This is a genomic window from Parachlamydiales bacterium, assembly GCA_041671045.1.
Classification (GTDB): domain Bacteria; phylum Chlamydiota; class Chlamydiia; order Chlamydiales; family JABDDJ01; genus JABDDJ01.
In genome coordinates, this window is the sequence record JBAZCF010000006.1 from 66822 (window position 1) to 84253 (window position 17432).

Here is a 17432-nt window from a genome sequence, read left to right on the forward strand (position 1 = left end):
ATCGCCTCCTACCTTCTGTATCATTTGTACTCAATGGGTTCTTGCAGTGACTTCCAGTAATACTTCATCTGCCCGTATGCCATTGGCAGATGTATAAAATGGCTATGGATACCATAAAGAATGCTATTTTTTAATGAAGCTCCTTGGGATAAAGCCCTAAGGGATGTTCGTGATACTAACGCGATAATGCAGAGAAGCCAAAGGATTAACCAGAAGGGAGAGCGGCTTATAAAAATAATTAGAGTTGCAGTTACGAAAATCGCAGCCTTGATAATGTTTTTCAGTGCAGTCCTTGTCCATAGGTCTGTTCCGAGTTCCTTAGAGCGTGCTGCCACTGCGGCATAGGCCATACCTGTCCGTACATTCCTTAACCAATATTGCTTGAAAGAATCCATTTCCAAATCATGCCAAGCCATAACTTCCGGAAGTTTCCTTATTTTCCATTCCTTCATTACCATTCGCTGACACATTTCAGGCTCTTCCCCGGCATAAAGATACTCATCGTAGCCGCTGACAGTTTGCAATGCGGTTTTTCTTATCAGCGCATTTCCTCCACAATACTCTATCCCCTTGATATTCTGTGCATTATCTAAATCTGCTACACCTTGATAGTATGAACGATCGGGATATCTTTCCCTTGTTTCTCCGTACACTATAGCAATTTTTTCTTCTGCTTTGAGAATATCTATACTACTAAGAACCGTCTCCGGCACTATTTCAGAATCTCCATCGACGAAGAGGATCCACTCTCCTTTTGCAGCTTTCCAACCTATATTACGCGCTATTGCCGCAGAAAATTTAGGACCGGGCACAGCAATGACTTTTGCCCCGGCTTTCTTAGCGATTTCTACGCTATTATCTTTTGAGTCGGAATCTACATAAATGCATTCACCAGCCTCCAAAGGGATTACAGATTTAAAACAATTTTCTAATCTGTCGGCTTCATTTCTGCCAATAATAACAATGCTTAATTCTTTCATAGTTGAAACAGTGAGGGGAAAAGTTCTTGAAGTTTATTCCAGGGCAAATATTTTTTTTCTATAGGTTGTACCACAATAAGCACAGGTTCTTCTCCAGAGTGTCCAAAAGTAAGGCGCCGCTTTGTAGCTTCCCACCAATAGCGATAAGTAGAACCAAAACTATGTTTACCGTCAGAAAACCAGTATAATGCTTCTTGAGTTTGATCCCCTTTTTTTAAAGAAACCAAACGAGCATCTCCATTAGCAATAGGAAAGGGCTCATCCTTTATGACATCCCAACCCCCGCCATGGAAGCAATAGTAGGGATCATGCACAACATGTCTATTACGTGTTCCGTCAATGACCGTAATGAAATAAGGGACATCCGCTACTGTGTATACTCGCTTCAGCAAGTCGACACCCCCAAAGATCTTAGCTTCGAAAGCAGATAGCGGTACATTTTCACCCAGATAAGCAGGCCCATAAAGAGGTAACTTGCTTATCCTTGCGGCAGCGCTTTGAAGCGGCATGAATTGCCAGAGCAAGGCAATGCATATTGCAAGAGCCAAGGTGATATACAGCAATGTTTTGCCGCTAGACTTCATTTCTTAGGCTCCTTATTTTTAATAAAGTAGCTAGAGACACTCCTAGAACTTTGCAAGAAATGGCAATTCCGAATGGCCATTCCACCATAAGATATGAGAAAATAGGCATCCAAAGAATCGAGCTGGAAATCCAGAGGGGCGACTCTTTACTCCAAGGAATCCAAGCAGCAATGGAAAATGCAAACCCTATGTAAGTTAGAGTATTCACCGCTGTTAAAATACCTGCAATGACCATCACCAAAGCAAGTTCAGATGCTACCCAGCTCGTTGGTAACCGCAAAGCATATAGCGGTAATAACCATAGGATAAACGGAATCCAGTTGAATGCATCGTAAGGCGAAACAAACCATGCTTCAAAAAGGGACAATGATTCCCAGAGACAGAAAGTTATAATACTTAAATGCAGTAAGTTAAGATTACGGTGACCCATATCCCCAATTTTTTTTTGTGGAATCTTCAAAAAATATTAATTCACTCTATATAAAATAATATGTTAATTATATAAAAAAAATTACACTTAAATTTAGAATCGAATAACCCTAACCGGAACATTTGTATGCGTAAATTACCTTGGCTTTACTTAGGTCTTATTTTCGCCTTTACTGGCCTTTCTGCTGCATCCACAGCAATCGTCACCATCACTTTTATTGTGCAGTCTGTTAGGGATATTACATTTTCGGGCAATCCGGGCACTTTTACAGTATCACCTGGAGGCGCTCCAGCAGTAGACACCTCCACAACATACTCGGTAGTTACGAATGAATCTAACCAGCGAATTTTTGCTGCCTTAAATACTAACATGCCTACCGGACTGACTTTACAGGTGAATTTACAAGCTCCGACAGGAGCCACCTCCGCAGGCGCCCAAACACTTTCAACGACATCCGTGGATTTAGTCACGGGAATTTCTAATGCAAACCAAACCGGATTAACAGTAAGCTACAGTTTAGCAGCCACAGTAGCAGCTGCAACAGCCCCAAGTGCAACGCGTACTCTGACATATACTATTGGTGATTAATGTTCGTTCTTAGGTTCTTGGCCCTGGTATTGCTAGTTCAAACAAAGCTATGGTCAGTCTCTGCAACAGCAAATGTGACTTTTACAGTCCCTACCATCAATGAGATTACTTTTTCCGGGAACCCGGCCACATTTACAATTAGTTCATTTACACCGGGTGTCCCTACGACTAATGCAACAAATAACTCTACAACGTGGACCCTATCGACCAATACCACAGCGGCCAAGGTCACTGCGAAATTGAACTCCGCAATGCCCACGGGACTTACCATGAGTGTTAATTTGGGAGCCCCCTCAGGAGCCACCAGTTCAGGAACCGTGCCGCTATCGACTACCGATTCCGATTTGGTAACAGGAATTACCAAACTCACAGCCTCTGCCTTGTCCGTAACATACACGCTGACAGCTACTGTCAGCGCAGCCCCTGCAGCTTCAACTTCACGGATCATCACTTATACTCTAGGTCCCTAACATGCTTTTCCGTTTTTTCTTATTACTAAATATCCTGAGCATCTTTTCAGCTCTTGAAGGCCTCCTAGATAGCATTGCTGTTTCGGGAAATCCCGGGACCTTTGTTTTTGCTGTGCCGGCGGCAGGCAGCCAGCCTGCTAATCTTGTGGATACTTCAACGACATATAGCGCTTCTACCTTATCCCTCGCGCGTAAAATCACCGGACAATTGAATACCAACATGCCCACAGGCATGACCCTGGCCATCGAACTTCAAGCTCCTTTGATAGGAACCTCTCAAGGCAGTGTGACCATGTCTACCACTCCTGCAGATCTAATTACCGGGATGATCCTATTGACCTTACAAAGCGGACTTCAAATTACTTACACCATGACCGCCACAGTACAGGCGTCACCTGTTACAAACAGTGTGGTTACGGTAACATATACACTTCTGTAGCGTGGTTTATGTATTTTGGCTTAAAGGACCATAGGTAGGATTTCTTTAGGTCTTGGCAGGACTTTTATTTCGATTTTTTCTGAGACCATTCTTTGAACAACTATTTCCAAAGTGTCGTTTTCCATGTAATGATCTAAAGGCACCTCATTAGACATTATTTTCATAGTCCATAAACCAGGGTGCAGATTGTCGAATTTAAAATGTCCTAAACAATTTGTAGTGGTTGAGAGGATTTCACCCGTTCCATTCCTTGAAAGGATGATACGCGTATTTGAAAGACCTTTAGCTTCAACCAAGCTCAACCACACGCCAGGCGAATGCCTTTGTGTAGAAGGATTCAGATTAAGGTTCTCCTCATAGTTATACATTTTGATATCTCCTTCCACTTGCCCTGCATAGGTAGTAGTGATATCATTGCATACTGTTCTGCCACCCATAACATTAACAGGTATATCACAAGGATTGGTTTGGAGCATTCTAGCAGGCAACATGCTGGTAGAAAGTGTATGTATGCCGGGGCAAAGATTGGAAAACCTGAAATTTCCACATTCGTCCGTTAAACGAGCGTCATCCCCCAGAGATACAACTGCATTGGATACAGGTTCATTAGTCATTTGGTCGTAAACAGTACCTTCAATGGAACCGAAATCAGTACGCCATTTGACAGGTGTTTTTGTAGGGATGGTATAGGAGGCAATAAATTTATATTCATCCCTACTGTCTTGATGCCTGCTAAAAAAACAGTCTAGGCGCACGCCAATGTTGTGCAGGTTGCTCAAAGTATGTGAAACACGTCCCATGGCATGCACATACCTTCCGTCATAACATTTCCCATTCAATTTGTCGCCATAGAATCTGTCGTTAATTGCTCTTGCATAGATCTCTGCATAGGACAGATATTGGTACCGCCAAAGGAAGGCACCCCCCGCCGCATAACGCCACTGACGGGCATCATAAGGATTTGTATTTCCGCATTCATAATGCAAAGTAAAAGAACGGACAGGATCTACTGTCATGTTGAAATCGAAATTATACCTTTGCAATGGTTTGCAAAAAGTGTCGGTCACATGATTTTTTTGTCCCCCCACCTCTGAGATACAAAATAGTGCGTACCTGCCGGTATTGAATGAATATTGGATACCACCCCAAGCCTGACTGAAATCGAAGTTACAAGGATCGTAAGCATCCCTTCCGGTAAGCAAATTCCCCACGAGGGTAATTTGCGAACACGCATCATACCAGTACGATAGCTTAGCCGTGTAATCACGCCAGCGGGGTGCTGTTGTATCGCAATGGTTTAAATTCTGACATACACGATTAGTGGTGACTAAAAGTCTTGTAACCGCTGATAACCCAAGGTCCACCCCTGCAGAATAATAGTCGGCATCATTGTAATAGCCATAAAATCCTTTGCCAGCATAGGTACGTGTGAAATAGCAAGAGGAATCCCTACCAAAAGTATTTTTAAAATCAATATCGAAGCCTTTTCTATCCCCTTGATGTTTCTTTGTACTTGTATCATAAGCAAACTCCAAACCGAAAAAACGGCCCGGAGCAGGCGCCTCTTCGCAGCGGATACTGACAATATTTCCTTGGGGAGTATCCACTTGCGAACGTCTGATATAATTTAAGGAGATATTTCCAAAAGGCGAGTATGCATATTGTAGGTATGCGGCCCCTTCCTCAAACTGGCAGTTATGATTTTGCCTATTCTGCCGATAGAAGCTACCGTAGGACAGACGGTCAAAAGTAAAGTCAATGCCTATTCCACGACCATAACCCCATCTTTCTGTCAATGGAGTCAGATAGTAGTTGGTATCACCCAAGACGAACTCGAACTGCGGATCTATAATACCCACAAATAAGCGTTGATATTGATTGTAGAGTGTGGTGTGGGCCTCGCTGGGAATAAGGAATTCGTAGTCTATCTCCCTCAGTTGATCCTCATCGATAAACCCTCTTCCATATAACTCAGTGCCAACGACCAACTCCCCTTCCTGGCCTGTCGCGAACATTCTGAAAAAGCCTGATACGTTTACCCAGGGGTCAGGAATGCTATCCATGCCACAGGGCAGCACATCTACCACTGAACAATATGAATACAATTCTTCATCTGTGCAAGCATCCAAAACAATGATCTGCAGTACTCTGCTTTTTGCTCTGCAAGTCGTGGGGAGGACCCCGACTTGTCCGTAAAAAATAGTATTTTCACCGGGAACAAGATCATATTCTTCACAATCGAGAACAGCCCAAGCATCATTATCGATGATGGTTTTAATCCTGATAGGTACCGTGATATTACCTGCGTTATGGGTGCTTAAGGTAATGGGAAAGCGCTGTCCTTCAGCTACTAACGAGGGCGTCTTCTCCACTTCAAAAGACAGCTCTCTTTGCCCTTGGACATCCAAAATAACCGAATATGGTTTGGAGTCGATAGAGAAAACGACTTCATGCAAACCAGGAAGCGATCCTTTAGCGACAGATATGGGAACAAGAAGCATATGCGAACTATCAGGAGAGAGTGGAATGAGCTTATCACATTCCACTAAAGATTCGCATTCAGGAGGTAATTGCAGGTCGAAAGGTATCAGTACATCTTTTTTTCCCGGATTGCTGATATTAATGATAATAACAGCAGCTTCTCCGGGCGTAACTTCTAGGGATGGGGGAGTGATCAGAGTACACTCAGCAGCGTACGCTAATGAAAATTGTAGTATCGCTATTCCTATCAATCCATATTTAATGAATGGATAGAGACAGCCTTTCTGCAAATAATTTACCATTCCCAACATCTAGTAGTAGTAACCCGTAGTATTCCCCTTCAGATATCTCTTCTAGGGGAAGGGAAAACCGCACTGAATTATAGGGAAGAATATTTTGTGGAGCGGCCTGCATTGTTTTTACTAATTGTCCCTTGAGATCGTATAGTTTTAGAGTAGGATGAGGATAAAGATGGCAGTTCCCATTATTTTCAACATCCATGTTTAACGTATGGCCGGTATCAGTCTTTAATAGATTCGAGTCTAATAATTTTAAAGACTTTTCTAAAGCGCCTACATTTACGATGATCTGGTGGGCGTAACGTACTTTAATTTGAATGGAAACGGCGTTTTCAGCTTGTAAGGTTGTCACAGGTTCTGTCGGTTCGATAAGTATCGCGCTAGAGTATGAACCCTTAAGCTGAGGATTATTCGGAACACGTACTGTGTAATAAACATCCTTAGTTTGCCCTGGCTCAATTCTTACGCTTTGCTGGTGGAGTTCTAACCATTTAGCATTCGAACGTTCTAGAGTATTAGGCTCTTCAAAGAAATTCTCACCGTTAGAATTATATTTATAGTCAGCTTGGTTGATGTGAACTTCTTCGGGGACATCCTTATTATTTGTCATCGTTAATTTTACATTGAAGATCTCACCCGGTTTTGCAACAAGAATTTTGGTAAGATCGCCATTAAATACCACAGCTTCAATGTTCGAAATAGTTAGTAGGAAAATAAGTAGAAACTTAATTCTTAGCGCCACGTCACACCTTAATTAAACGAATTTATTTCATAGTTTCTTCTCACGATATTTGCAAGCATTTCTTGCAGCGCAATGCTAAATACGCTCCTCTTCTAAATCTGTAAGTCAACTGAAATAACTGCGCAGAAGAGACCATCTAAACTCTTTATTTTCCGCTGCATAACGAGTGATCTCTTCAGGAGCATATCCCGCAAAAAGAATGATCTCTTTATCGGTAAGCCTGCAGGCAACATGATTAGCCTGCGACGTCAATTGCTTAAGGTTTTTCAGACATCTATCCAGTTGGCTTTGCCTATAAATTCTGCGTATGCAAGCCGCAATTATCATAAGCCAAGGTAATAGATTTATGCCGACCATCCAAAGCGGCCATACGCCTGTTCCTGCTGTTAATGAAATGACCATGCTTACAAAAATGAGAAGTGCAAAAATAGCAGTCTCTTTGGATGATTCGGCCAAGGGCCCTATAAATCGTTGAAATGCACTTTGAGAAGTCATATAGGCTAGTATTTCTTCAAACTTGGGCTCTTCAAATGCCATTCGAGCTACATGCACACCTTCGTGCGCTAGTAAGAAAGAACGCTTGTAATAACCTAAGAATATTTCCTTCTTTTTAAAGCTACGCCGTAATTGGAATATCGCTCCGATAGGAGAATCTTCCGCTACTCGGAAAATCCATGCGCAACCGCCATGCCAGGGGGCTAACTGATGATTGCTGAAAAATAAAGGGGTCCAAAGAGGGGCGATGCCGAAGAGTGGACGTGTGACTTGCCACGCTTCTTCAGTTAAGGGCTGGTCTTCCGCTTCCATTACTTCCGGAGGAATAATTGAACCGTGATCTTTAGATAGTATCGTCCTTAAATGTAGGCAATAATCTACTCTTTTATAATAGTCAGCTTCTTCTTCTTCAGGTCCGGGAAATAAGCCTAAACTGTTATACTCCAATAATTTATCATTAATTAATTCCATATCAGCCTATTTCTAAGTCAGCGCTTTTCTTTATCGTTATCTTGTGGCAAGATAAGACAATTATAATTTCCCGGCACGAGGTTTCTAATGTTATCGGATGATTACGAGGAGTTCACCGACGCGCAACGACGCATCTTGGAGCGTTACGTTACGAATACGCATAGCCATATTTTTGCTTTGCGCAATCTTCCCGAAGTCATAAAAGGAGCTCTTTTCTCCCGTTACTCACGCTCTAATTTAGGCTTGCGTTCCTTGCTATTGAAGGAGTTCATTGGAAATGAAGATGAAGCCCATTTCTCTGAAATTGCAGGACAACCTCAAAATTATAGTACTGAAAGTCAACAAGAAGCTATCCAGAAAGCCCAGAATTTCTATGACCGAATCCTGGACGGCTACGGCGATGACTCCATTGGCGAACTCGGTGGAGCACATATTGCCATAGAAAATATTTCCATGCTCGCTGCAAAGGCTATTGAAGACTGCAGAATTGGCGGCTCCCCCTTAGAGAAGTCCACCCGCTATGTCTACTTTGACCAGAAAGTGAATGGTGAATACCTTTTCTACCACGAACCTATCCTAATGACCTCCGCCTTCAGAGATGCCTATATCTCCACCTGTAATCACCTATTTGAAACTTATAGCGCACTCATCCCCCCTCTGACGCAGACTTTTGAAAAAACATTTCTGAAAGACCCGGCCATCTCCGCTACCGCTTACAAAGCTGCTCTGCGCGCCAAGGTCCTAGACTGCTTAAGAGGTCTTTTACCGGCGTCCACCCTAACAAACATGGGTGTGTTTGGCAACGGCCGTTTCTATGAAGGGCTGCTGCATAAAATGCATTGCTATACTCTCACCGAAATGCAAGACATCGGCCGCCGCATGCATGAGGAGCTTACAAAAGAAATACCTTCTTTCGTCCGCCGCTCTTCCCCCTCGCACCACACTCATACCAATTACAGTTCTTTCTATGAGAACATGCTCAATGATCTCCATCAAACAGCCTTCCTTTTTGCAGACGCAGCCGACCGCTCCATGACTCCCGGTGTACGCATGCTTGACTATGACAAGGAAGGCCCCCTCAATGTAGCAGCAGCCTTATTATTCCCGCACTGCAATAAAGGCTTGGGAGAGCTGCGCAAACTATGCCACGAAATGTCCGAAGAAGATATCGCACGCATTTTAGACGCTGCCGCAACAAGCAGGGACAACCGACGCCAGAAATCTCCGCGCGCATTAGAGCATGCAACCTTTACCTTCGAAATCATCGGTGACTACGGCTCTTACAGAGATCTTCACCGCCACCGCATCCTGACACAAGAAAAGCAAATGCTTACTTGCGACTACGGCTTCTATATACCGCCGGAGATCGAAGGCAGCGCGCTGGAAGACGATTACAACGAGGCCATGTTCCGTGCAAAAGAAGCCTACGATATGATTGCCGTTGAGTTTCCTGAAGAAGCCCAATACGTGGTCCCTATGGGCTATCATTTACGTTGGTATTTCAATGTTAATTTGCGGGCCCTGCAATGGCTCTGCGAGCTACGCTCATCTCCCGCCGGACACCCAACCTATCGCTTCATAGCTCAAGAGATGGCAAGGCAAGTATGCGAGATATGTCCTGCCTTTGAACGGTTCTTTAAATTTGTCGACTATGAAGGCTATCAAATGGGCAGATTAGGACAAGAGCAACGAAAAATAGAAAAACAACATTTATTAGATGCATAATTGGGCAAAATTTCTAGGCGGTATATTGCTTGTCGCCGGAACGACTATCGGCGCTGCCATGTTAGCATTGCCCGTATCCGCAGGTGTAGCAGGATTCATTCCCTCCTTAGTTCTTTTTATCTGTTTTTGGCTGTATATGACCTATACAGCCTTGCTGTTTCTTGAAGTGAACACCTGGTCAGGCCAAAGAACCAATCTGCTTACTATGGCCAAAATGACCTTAGGCAGACCAGGAGAAGCTATCAGCTGGACGGCTTATCTTTTTCTTCTCTATTCTTTGCTCACAGCCTATATTGCCGGTAGTAGCGCCATCATCAGCGATCTGTTAACCAGCACTTTCAATATCCCTCCACTAGGTGCTTGGTGCGGTATTCCCCTAGTACTTTTGCTGGCCTACCTACTATTAAGAGGGACGGCACACGTAGACTATTGGAACCGCTTCCTAATGATTGGTTTAGCTGTCAGCTATTCCGCAATGTTAATAATGCTTTCCCCTTATGTTGAGACTGAAAAGCTTATCCGATCCGACTGGCCGACTGCTTTTTCCGTCGTCTCTGTCGTAGCTACTGCCTATGGGTTCCATATCATTATCCCTAGCCTCTACAGCTATATGCATGGAGACATCAAAATCCTTAAATGGACCTTATTAATAGGCAGCTTCATCCCTCTCGTCATCTATGCCCTCTGGCAAATGATCGCATTAGGCATCATACCATTTGAAGGGGCTAACGGACTATTACAAGGATATCAAAAAGGGGCTAACGGCGCGACGTTACTAGCCAATGCTATCAATACCCCTGTATTAAGCCTTATCGCACAACTATTCAGTTTCTTTGCCATTGTCACCTCTTTTATTGGGGTCGCTTTAGCTCTATGCGACTTCCTCGCCGACGGATTTAAATTACAACGTACACATACGAATAACCTTATGTTAGTGTGCTTGGTTTTCATCCCCCCCTTCCTCATCGCCATCACTTATGCGCGCGCATTCCTTACAGCGCTGGAGATTTCAGGCGCTTATGGCGTAGTTTTCCTTCTAGGTCTTATGCCCGCCCTTATGGTATGGAGAGGTAGATACATACAAAAGAGATTCGAAGGGTATGCCGCCCCGGGCGGAAAAATTACCTTGATCGCTGCTATGCTATTCTCTTTTCTTGTGATAGGATTAGAAATAGCCAAATCACTTTCCCTTCTGTAAATTTATGACTGAGTTCAAACTAGCAACTGACTTTCTTCCACGCGGAGATCAGCCACATGCTATTGATGCCCTCGTAAAAGGCATTAAAGAAGGAAAGAAAGCTCAAGTCTTACTCGGCGTTACAGGTTCAGGCAAAACCTTTACGATGGCTAATATTATAGAGAGAGTACAAAAACCTACTCTGGTCCTTGCCCACAATAAAACCTTAGCCGCACAGCTTTATCAAGAGTTCAAATCTTTCTTCCCTAACAATGCTGTCGAATATTTTGTTTCTTATTATGATTACTACCAGCCCGAAGCCTATATTGCCCGAACAGATACCTATATAGAAAAAGACCTAGCGATCAATGACCAGATCGACAAAATGCGATTAAGCGCCACAAGGTCACTGCTTGAGCGCAATGATGTCATAATTGTAGCATCAGTCTCTTGCATCTACGGCCTAGGCTCTCCAGAATATTACCGCGGAATGAATCTTAATATCCAAGTAGGACAAGAGCGGCGTCGTGACGAAATCCTTTTGCACTTGGTAGAGATGCAATACAAACGAAATGATATGGATTTCGCTCGTGCGACTTTCAGGGTCCGTGGCGATATCCTTGATATTTTTCCAGCATATGAAGACTCGTTAGCTTACCGCATAGAGCTTTTTGGCGACGAAGTGGAAAAAATAACAGAAATCGACCCTCTGACAGGTAAATCTAGAAAGTCCATCGATTCCATCACTATCTACCCAAGTTCGCACCACGTTACACCTGAAGAAGTGCGCCTTCATGCCATCGAGACCATTAAAGATGAACTTAAACTTCGCATGGCGCATTACGAACAGAATAAATTGTATGTAGAACACCAGCGCATACACCAACGCACAATGTATGACTTGGAGATGATCAAAGAAATAGGATTCTGCAAAGGCATTGAGAACTATTCACGTCATTTCAGCATGAGGAATCCTGGAGATCCCCCTCCCTGCTTGATCGACTATTTTCCAAAAGACTACCTTCTCTTTGTAGATGAATCCCATCAGACCATACCGCAAATGACAGCTATGTATAATGGCGACCAAGCCCGCAAACAATCGCTAGTTGAATTTGGTTTCAGGCTCCCTTCCGCATTTGACAACCGCCCCCTTAAATTCGAAGAATCCTACGCCCGCTTCAATCAAGTCGTCTACGTATCTGCAACTCCAGCTAACTGGGAGATCCAAGAAGCTGACGGTGAGATTGTCGAACAATTGATACGCCCCACCGGACTTTTAGACCCTGTCATAGAAATACGCCCCGCTGCTGACCAAATAGACGACTGTCTCGCTGAAATCCATGCACATACCAAGAAAGGCGGCCGCGTCCTTGTCACGACACTAACAAAAAGGCTTTCCGAAGAGCTTTCAAAATATCTGATCGAGCTCGGAATCAAAGCAAAATACCTCCATTCCGATATCGATACCATCGAGCGCATGCAAATTATCCAAGATCTGCGCAGAGGAAATTTTGATGTACTCGTAGGGATTAACTTATTAAGGGAAGGATTGGATATTCCTGAAGTTTCGCTAGTCGCTATCCTCGATGCCGATAAGGAAGGCTTTCTCCGCAGTAAAACTTCGCTCATCCAAACATGCGGCCGTGCAGCCCGGAATTCCGAAGGCCGCGTCATCATGTATGCGGATAGAATGACAGAGTCGATCCGGCAAACAGTGGAAACGACTGAAAAAAGACGGGCACTCCAAGAGAAGTACAACACGGACCACGGAGTCACCCCTAAAACAATTAAAAAAGAGATCATTCCTTTAGTCTCGGATGAAGAATACGAAGAAGTATCCTACTCCGGCTCTAAGAGAGGAAAATCCAAACGCGCAGCAGAACCAAAACACGAATATCTAAGTTTAAATGAGATACGCCAAAAAGTCAGCCTTCATTCCCAAGAAATGCGCCTTGCCGCAAAAGAAATGCGCTATGAAGATGCTGCCCATCAGCGCGATCTGATGAGAAAATATGAACAAATGGAACTTAACTATTCAGATCTTAACGAACTTTGAAAGGAAATCTGTAATTCCCGTAGTTTTTTTTAGCCTTTTCATTTAACCTTTGTACATACAATTAGGAGATTTATGCAGTTCATAGCAATGATGTTTCCGTTAACCACACGTGAAGTATATGCGCCCTGCTCATTCAGCGTAATTACTGATATACTAGAATTCACTGCAATGCGGCCTATTCCTATCTATTTATCGAACCAAAACCGCTTTTGAATTTTATTGCCACTAAGATTATACTCTATCTCACCGGCAAAGTTAGCAAAAATTTTAAGTTATATTGAGGATCTTTTTTCATGAGTTACCTGGAAGAAATAAAAAGCCAAATTAATCATAGGGACTTTTCTAAGCTTCTCATCCTATGGGAAGAATACTGTGCAAATGATATTGTAGATGTCGAAGAATATAAAGAAATCCTCGAAACAATTAAAAACTCCGACCTTTCAATCCCCTTCGGAAAATATGTCGAAAATGGACTCACCCTCTGGAGCCTAATCGATAACTTAGAAGATTCCTATGAAGTTCTCAGATTGCTCATCGATCTTCAAACGACAAATACTCCCACTCTAGCAGATATCACTATCGATGCCATCAAAAAGAAACACCCCAATGATCCACATTTTAATGAACGCATCCGTCTAGTAGGCTTAAGAACAAAGCAAAACTTCCAAGGCTCAATTTCCAATTACGAACTGCTCCACCACATGAAAAAAGGCAATTATGTTTTCCATAATGGCGGATGGGATGCAGGCGAAATTGCAGACGTCTCCCCCGTGCGTGAACAACTTGCAGTTGAATTCGAATTCGTTGCCGGCAGCAAACACTTCACCTATACCAACGCCTTTAAAACACTGACACCTCTTCAAAATAGCCATTTCCTTTCCCGCCGTTTTGCCAACCCCGACATCCTTGAACAACAAGCACGTGAAAATCCTAACGAAATTATCCATACGCTTCTAAGAGACCTTGGCCCTAAAACAGCCGCAGAAATTAAAGACGAACTCTGCGAACTCGTCATCCCAGAGAAAGACTGGACCAAATGGTGGCAATGGTGCCGTACCAAACTAAAAAAAGATTCTCTTATCGACACCCCTAATAGCATTAAACAGCCATTCCGCCTACGTAAAGCCGAATTAACTGAAAAAGACATGCTCCAACAGGCGTTACAGCAAACAGCATCACCTAACGAAATCATCCTGCAATGCTACAATTTAGTGCGTGATATTCCTGCTGTCCTAAAAAACCCAGATGTCAATAAGATGCTTCGCCAAGCTATGCTAGGCTTATTCGATACCAAAGATATCTCCCCTTCAATCGCCATCCAAGTCAGCATTTTCTTTGAAAACACCTTCAATGAAACATTAGACAGCCGCAGCGTCGCCACTATTATCCAAAATAGCAACGACCTTCCCAAACTTATCGATGGCATAGAAATTCTAGCTTATAAAAAACGTGTTCTTATAGCCATCAGAGAACACCGCCCTGATTGGATTCCCCTCTTCCTCGGTTTCTTCAATAACCTCACTAATGCCCCCTTAAGAGACTACGTTCTAAAAGAACTCAATGAAGGCGAAGCTAAACCATCCCTTTCCGATGCAATAAACGAACTTCTCCAAAACCCAACGAAAAATCCGGAACTCTTCGTTTGGTATTTCCAGAAAATCGTAGGAAAAGAAAGCAAAGATCTGCCCTTCAATGACAATGAAAGCCAACAATTCTTTTTTGAATCCTTCCTGATCCTCTATAACTCCATAGAACTGAAAACCGAATACCGCGAACTCCTGAAAAAAATGTATGCCATCCTTTCAGGTCAACGCTTCTCCGTGGTAAGACAACTGCTCGAAGGAACTAGCCTCGAATTCGTCAAAGAATACCTACTCCTCGTCAGCAAATGCCAAACATTAAGCGATCATGACGTCAAAATCCTCCGTTCTCTAGCTGAAGTTGTCCACCCTTCCTTAATTGTGCGGAAGAAAACGAAAAACCAAAGCCTTACTGACGGGCATATCATATGGACAACTGACGAAGGTTATCAACGCACTAAAAACCGTATTCAAACCATCGGTACCGTTGAAATCGTGGAAAATGCACGTGAAATCGAAGCCGCACGCGCCCATGGCGACTTGCGTGAAAACTCCGAATTCAAATTTGCTCTGGAAAGACGCGCCCACTTACAAGGCCAGCTCAAATTCCTTAGCGAGCAACTTAACCGCGCACGCATCATTACCAGAGATGACGTCAATCCTAATGAAGTCAGTATTGGCACCATCGCAACATTAAGCGTGACTGGAAAACCCGACATTACCTACACAATTTTAGGCCCCTGGGATGCAGATCCAGAGAAAGGAATTCTCTCATTTCAATCCCAACTAGCACAATCGCTCATTGGTTTGAAAAAAGGTGAATCCATCCGTTTCAGAGAAGAAGACATCGTCTTAACTGAAATGAAAACAATATTCGACAAATCCTAGAGGAAATAACCATGGAACTTGTCCTAGCCACAACTAATATACACAAAATTCGTGAATACAAGGCAATGTTCCATGGTTTACCGCATATAGACCTCTTAACTCTGCATAACTTTCCCCATTACGTACAGCCGGAAGAAACCGGTAAATCCTTCCAAGAAAACGCCAGTATTAAAGCTGAACATGCTGCCAAAACTCTCCAAAAATGGGTCATAGCTGATGATTCAGGCCTGGTTGTCCCCGCTCTTAAAGGAGACCCGGGTGTACATTCCCGCCGCTATGCAGATGTTAATGCTTCTGATATTGAGAACACTAAAAAACTTCTCAAAGAAATGACAGATTTCAAAGACCTGCAAAGAGCAGGTTTCTATGAATGTGCTATTGCTCTATCAGGTCCTGATGGCTATCTAAAAGTTGTTACTGGGATTTGCGAAGGCATGATTGCCGAAGAAGAAAGAGGCAATAATGGATTTGGTTACGATTCCGTTTTTTCCAAACATGACTATGGCGGCAAAACATTCGGTGAACTGCAGGAAGACTTAAAAAATAAGGTCTCTCATCGCGGCAAGGCTTTAGAAAAAATATTGCTCTTTTTACAGTCAAAAATTAAGTAGCCCTATGCGCTACCTCATCGATGGATATAACCTCGCATTCCGATTATATTCCTCGAAGCACTCTCTCCAACAAAAAAGATTTTTAAGCATCACTGAGTTAAGTGAAAAAGTTGCTGCCCTCAATATCGAAGCAGCGATTATTTTTGATGCACAGCATACCTTAGATGAAAGTAGCCGCGGGCACTATGCAGGCCTGGAAGTTCACTTTACTAACCACAATGAAACTGCAGATGAATATATCATCAACGCCATCGATGAATTCAAAACCCCTTCTAAAATTACTGTGGTCACTTCTGATAGGGAGCTCACCCATCGGGCACGCCTTAAAGGAGCCCACTCTATTAACATAGAGACATTCGCCCTTTGGTTGGATAAGCGTTTCAAAAATAGCTTTCAGAAAATAAAGAAAGTAGCAAAACCTCAACCTCCTCCTCTACAGAAACCCCCGCCTGTTAAAAAAAAGGTGCAAAAAACCACTCCCGTTGAAGAGTGTTTAGAGTACTATATTGAAGCGTTTAGCGTGAACATGCCCACCCAAGAGCCTCTTCCAAAAACCCTTTCGAAATTAAAAAAGAAAGTCCATCCTGAAGCTATTCCTACCGGTCAAAAGGTAGAAGAAGACCTTTGGAAATACTACTTGAAAGCTTTTGAAGAGATGAGAGATTCATAAAAAAGGGTCGTCAAGGATTACTAAACGACCCCAATCCACTAATAATAATAGTAATATTCGCCCGGTACAACATATACAGGAGCTGGTTCTACGTAATATACTGGCGGAGCGTAGTAATAGACTGGCGGAGGCGGTGCGTAAACAGCTACAGGTCTAGGTGCAGGTGCAAGCAATTGTGGAATAAGATTCAGATTCAAACCAAAGAAAAAACTCGATCTAGCTTCTAAAGCAGGGGTGCTTATAAAAGTAAATGCTACAACTAAAGGTATTAAATATTTATAGTAACGCATATTATCCTCAATATAGAGTTTGTTGCGTAATTACTATAACACAAATAGTACTTTAAAGAAAATTGGAGCGTAACGGGATCGAACCGTTGACCTCAACAATGCCATTGTTGCGCTCTACCAACTGAGCTAACGCCCCTCAAAAGAAGGTGACGTTAGTTTACACAAGTGTATTTTTTGATTCAAGAACGAAATGGATATGAACCGCCGCGGTACTCCAGCGCACAGAACGCAGAGAAGCTCCACCCTGAGGGCGCCACTAGTACGGTTATTTTCATACCGATCTCACATTTACATTACACCGAATCCATTCAAGTCTTTTGCAGGATAAACCTAAATGACAATAGCAAATTTTGTCATGCTATCTACCATTAAGTTATGAAACTTGTTTCTGCTGTGGAAACCGCGATTAAGAGTATTAAATAAAGTGTCTAGTTATGCTTGACGTGATCGCGCAGC

At 43.1% G+C, this 17432-nt stretch carries 16 protein-coding genes and 1 tRNA gene; 8 read left to right on the forward strand and 9 right to left on the reverse strand.

Annotated features, from left to right (window positions below; translation table 11 throughout):
- Positions 1–20: 20 nt before the first annotated feature.
- From WC222_07915 to WC222_07925, 3 genes are read right to left on the reverse strand one after another with little or no spacing between them, the layout of a single operon-like run.
- Complete coding sequence (locus WC222_07915; GenBank protein MFA6916309.1) at positions 21–980, reverse strand: glycosyltransferase family 2 protein; 960 nt, start codon at positions 978–980, stop codon at positions 21–23.
- Entirely contained in the window at positions 977–1564 is a 588-nt protein-coding gene (locus tag WC222_07920; GenBank protein ID MFA6916310.1) for an exosortase-associated EpsI family protein, read from the reverse strand. Before WC222_07920 ends, WC222_07915 begins: the two co-directional genes overlap by 4 nt.
- Entirely contained in the window at positions 1554–1994 is a 441-nt protein-coding gene (locus WC222_07925; protein MFA6916311.1) for a hypothetical protein, read from the reverse strand. The genes WC222_07920 and WC222_07925 overlap by 11 nt, the downstream gene beginning before the upstream one ends.
- Positions 1995–2120: 126 nt before the next feature.
- On the opposite strand from WC222_07925, the gene WC222_07930 reads away from it, so the two are divergent.
- On the forward strand, positions 2121–2582 hold the full coding sequence (locus WC222_07930; GenBank protein MFA6916312.1) for a hypothetical protein: 462 nt from the start codon (positions 2121–2123) through the stop codon (positions 2580–2582).
- A gap of 37 nt (positions 2583–2619) precedes the next feature.
- Here the strand turns inward: WC222_07930 and WC222_07935 are convergent, their stop codons facing one another.
- Positions 2620–3030, reverse strand: coding sequence for a hypothetical protein (locus WC222_07935; GenBank protein MFA6916313.1), 411 nt, complete (start codon positions 3028–3030; stop codon positions 2620–2622).
- Positions 3031–3053: 23 nt separating this feature from the next.
- Between WC222_07935 and WC222_07940 the strand changes: the two genes are divergently transcribed.
- Positions 3054–3491, forward strand: coding sequence for a hypothetical protein (locus WC222_07940; GenBank protein MFA6916314.1), 438 nt, complete (start codon positions 3054–3056; stop codon positions 3489–3491).
- 20 nt (positions 3492–3511) lie between these two features.
- On the opposite strand, the gene WC222_07945 is transcribed toward WC222_07940, so the two are convergent.
- The 3 genes from WC222_07945 to WC222_07955 form a co-directional block, all read right to left on the reverse strand.
- The gene (locus WC222_07945) at positions 3512–6274 is read right to left on the reverse strand and encodes a carboxypeptidase-like regulatory domain-containing protein (GenBank protein ID MFA6916315.1); all 2763 of its coding nucleotides are present in this window, start codon (positions 6272–6274) and stop codon (positions 3512–3514) included.
- Complete coding sequence (locus tag WC222_07950) at positions 6231–7013, reverse strand: hypothetical protein (GenBank protein ID MFA6916316.1); 783 nt, start codon at positions 7011–7013, stop codon at positions 6231–6233. The genes WC222_07945 and WC222_07950 overlap by 44 nt, the downstream gene beginning before the upstream one ends.
- Positions 7014–7118: 105 nt before the next feature.
- Positions 7119–7979: a hypothetical protein gene (locus WC222_07955; protein MFA6916317.1), complete on the reverse strand. Its 861-nt coding sequence runs from the start codon at positions 7977–7979 to the stop codon at positions 7119–7121.
- 87 nt (positions 7980–8066) lie between these two features.
- On the opposite strand from WC222_07955, the gene WC222_07960 reads away from it, so the two are divergent.
- The 6 genes from WC222_07960 to WC222_07985 all read left to right on the forward strand — a co-directional run bounded on the left by WC222_07960 (position 8067) and on the right by WC222_07985 (position 16686).
- Positions 8067–9704, forward strand: coding sequence for an FAD-dependent thymidylate synthase (locus WC222_07960; protein MFA6916318.1), 1638 nt, complete (start codon positions 8067–8069; stop codon positions 9702–9704).
- Positions 9697–10902: an aromatic amino acid transport family protein gene (locus WC222_07965; GenBank protein MFA6916319.1), complete on the forward strand. Its 1206-nt coding sequence runs from the start codon at positions 9697–9699 to the stop codon at positions 10900–10902. Before WC222_07960 ends, WC222_07965 begins: the two co-directional genes overlap by 8 nt.
- 4 nt (positions 10903–10906) lie before the next feature.
- Positions 10907–12937: an excinuclease ABC subunit UvrB gene (gene uvrB / locus WC222_07970; GenBank protein MFA6916320.1), complete on the forward strand. Its 2031-nt coding sequence runs from the start codon at positions 10907–10909 to the stop codon at positions 12935–12937.
- 293 nt (positions 12938–13230) lie between these two features.
- Positions 13231–15405, forward strand: a complete 2175-nt coding sequence (locus tag WC222_07975) for a GreA/GreB family elongation factor (GenBank protein MFA6916321.1) — start codon at positions 13231–13233, stop codon at positions 15403–15405.
- Between the two features lie 11 nt (positions 15406–15416).
- Positions 15417–16016, forward strand: coding sequence for an RdgB/HAM1 family non-canonical purine NTP pyrophosphatase (gene rdgB / locus WC222_07980; GenBank protein MFA6916322.1), 600 nt, complete (start codon positions 15417–15419; stop codon positions 16014–16016).
- A gap of 4 nt (positions 16017–16020) precedes the next feature.
- Positions 16021–16686 carry an NYN domain-containing protein gene (locus WC222_07985; protein ID MFA6916323.1) on the forward strand — a complete coding sequence of 222 codons (666 nt, stop codon included), beginning with the start codon at positions 16021–16023 and terminating at the stop codon, positions 16684–16686.
- A 38-nt stretch (positions 16687–16724) separates the two neighbouring features.
- On the opposite strand, the gene WC222_07990 is transcribed toward WC222_07985, so the two are convergent.
- Positions 16725–16976: a hypothetical protein gene (locus tag WC222_07990; GenBank protein MFA6916324.1), complete on the reverse strand. Its 252-nt coding sequence runs from the start codon at positions 16974–16976 to the stop codon at positions 16725–16727.
- A gap of 63 nt (positions 16977–17039) precedes the next feature.
- A tRNA-Ala gene (locus WC222_07995) sits at positions 17040–17112 on the reverse strand.
- Positions 17113–17432: the final 320 nt, after the last annotated feature.

Excerpts from the sequence above, each read along its gene's own strand:
- uvrB (MFA6916320.1), top strand. The coding sequence starts at position 10,907 with ATGACTGAGTTCAAACTAGCAACTGACTTTCTTCCACGCGGAGATCAG.
- WC222_07940 (MFA6916314.1), top strand. The coding sequence starts at position 3,054 with ATGCTTTTCCGTTTTTTCTTATTACTAAATATCCTGAGCATCTTTTCA.
- WC222_07925 (MFA6916311.1), bottom strand. The coding sequence starts at position 1,994 with ATGGGTCACCGTAATCTTAACTTACTGCATTTAAGTATTATAACTTTC.
- WC222_07920 (MFA6916310.1), bottom strand. The coding sequence starts at position 1,564 with ATGAAGTCTAGCGGCAAAACATTGCTGTATATCACCTTGGCTCTTGCA.
- WC222_07945 (MFA6916315.1), bottom strand. The coding sequence starts at position 6,274 with ATGGTAAATTATTTGCAGAAAGGCTGTCTCTATCCATTCATTAAATAT.
- WC222_07975 (MFA6916321.1), top strand. The coding sequence starts at position 13,231 with ATGAGTTACCTGGAAGAAATAAAAAGCCAAATTAATCATAGGGACTTT.
- WC222_07915 (MFA6916309.1), bottom strand. The coding sequence starts at position 980 with ATGAAAGAATTAAGCATTGTTATTATTGGCAGAAATGAAGCCGACAGA.
- WC222_07955 (MFA6916317.1), bottom strand. The coding sequence starts at position 7,979 with ATGGAATTAATTAATGATAAATTATTGGAGTATAACAGTTTAGGCTTA.
- WC222_07960 (MFA6916318.1), top strand. The coding sequence starts at position 8,067 with ATGTTATCGGATGATTACGAGGAGTTCACCGACGCGCAACGACGCATC.
- WC222_07935 (MFA6916313.1), bottom strand. The coding sequence starts at position 3,030 with ATGATCCGTGAAGTTGAAGCTGCAGGGGCTGCGCTGACAGTAGCTGTC.
- rdgB (MFA6916322.1), top strand. The coding sequence starts at position 15,417 with ATGGAACTTGTCCTAGCCACAACTAATATACACAAAATTCGTGAATAC.
- WC222_07965 (MFA6916319.1), top strand. The coding sequence starts at position 9,697 with ATGCATAATTGGGCAAAATTTCTAGGCGGTATATTGCTTGTCGCCGGA.
- WC222_07985 (MFA6916323.1), top strand. The coding sequence starts at position 16,021 with ATGCGCTACCTCATCGATGGATATAACCTCGCATTCCGATTATATTCC.
- WC222_07930 (MFA6916312.1), top strand. The coding sequence starts at position 2,121 with ATGCGTAAATTACCTTGGCTTTACTTAGGTCTTATTTTCGCCTTTACT.
- WC222_07990 (MFA6916324.1), bottom strand. The coding sequence starts at position 16,976 with ATGCGTTACTATAAATATTTAATACCTTTAGTTGTAGCATTTACTTTT.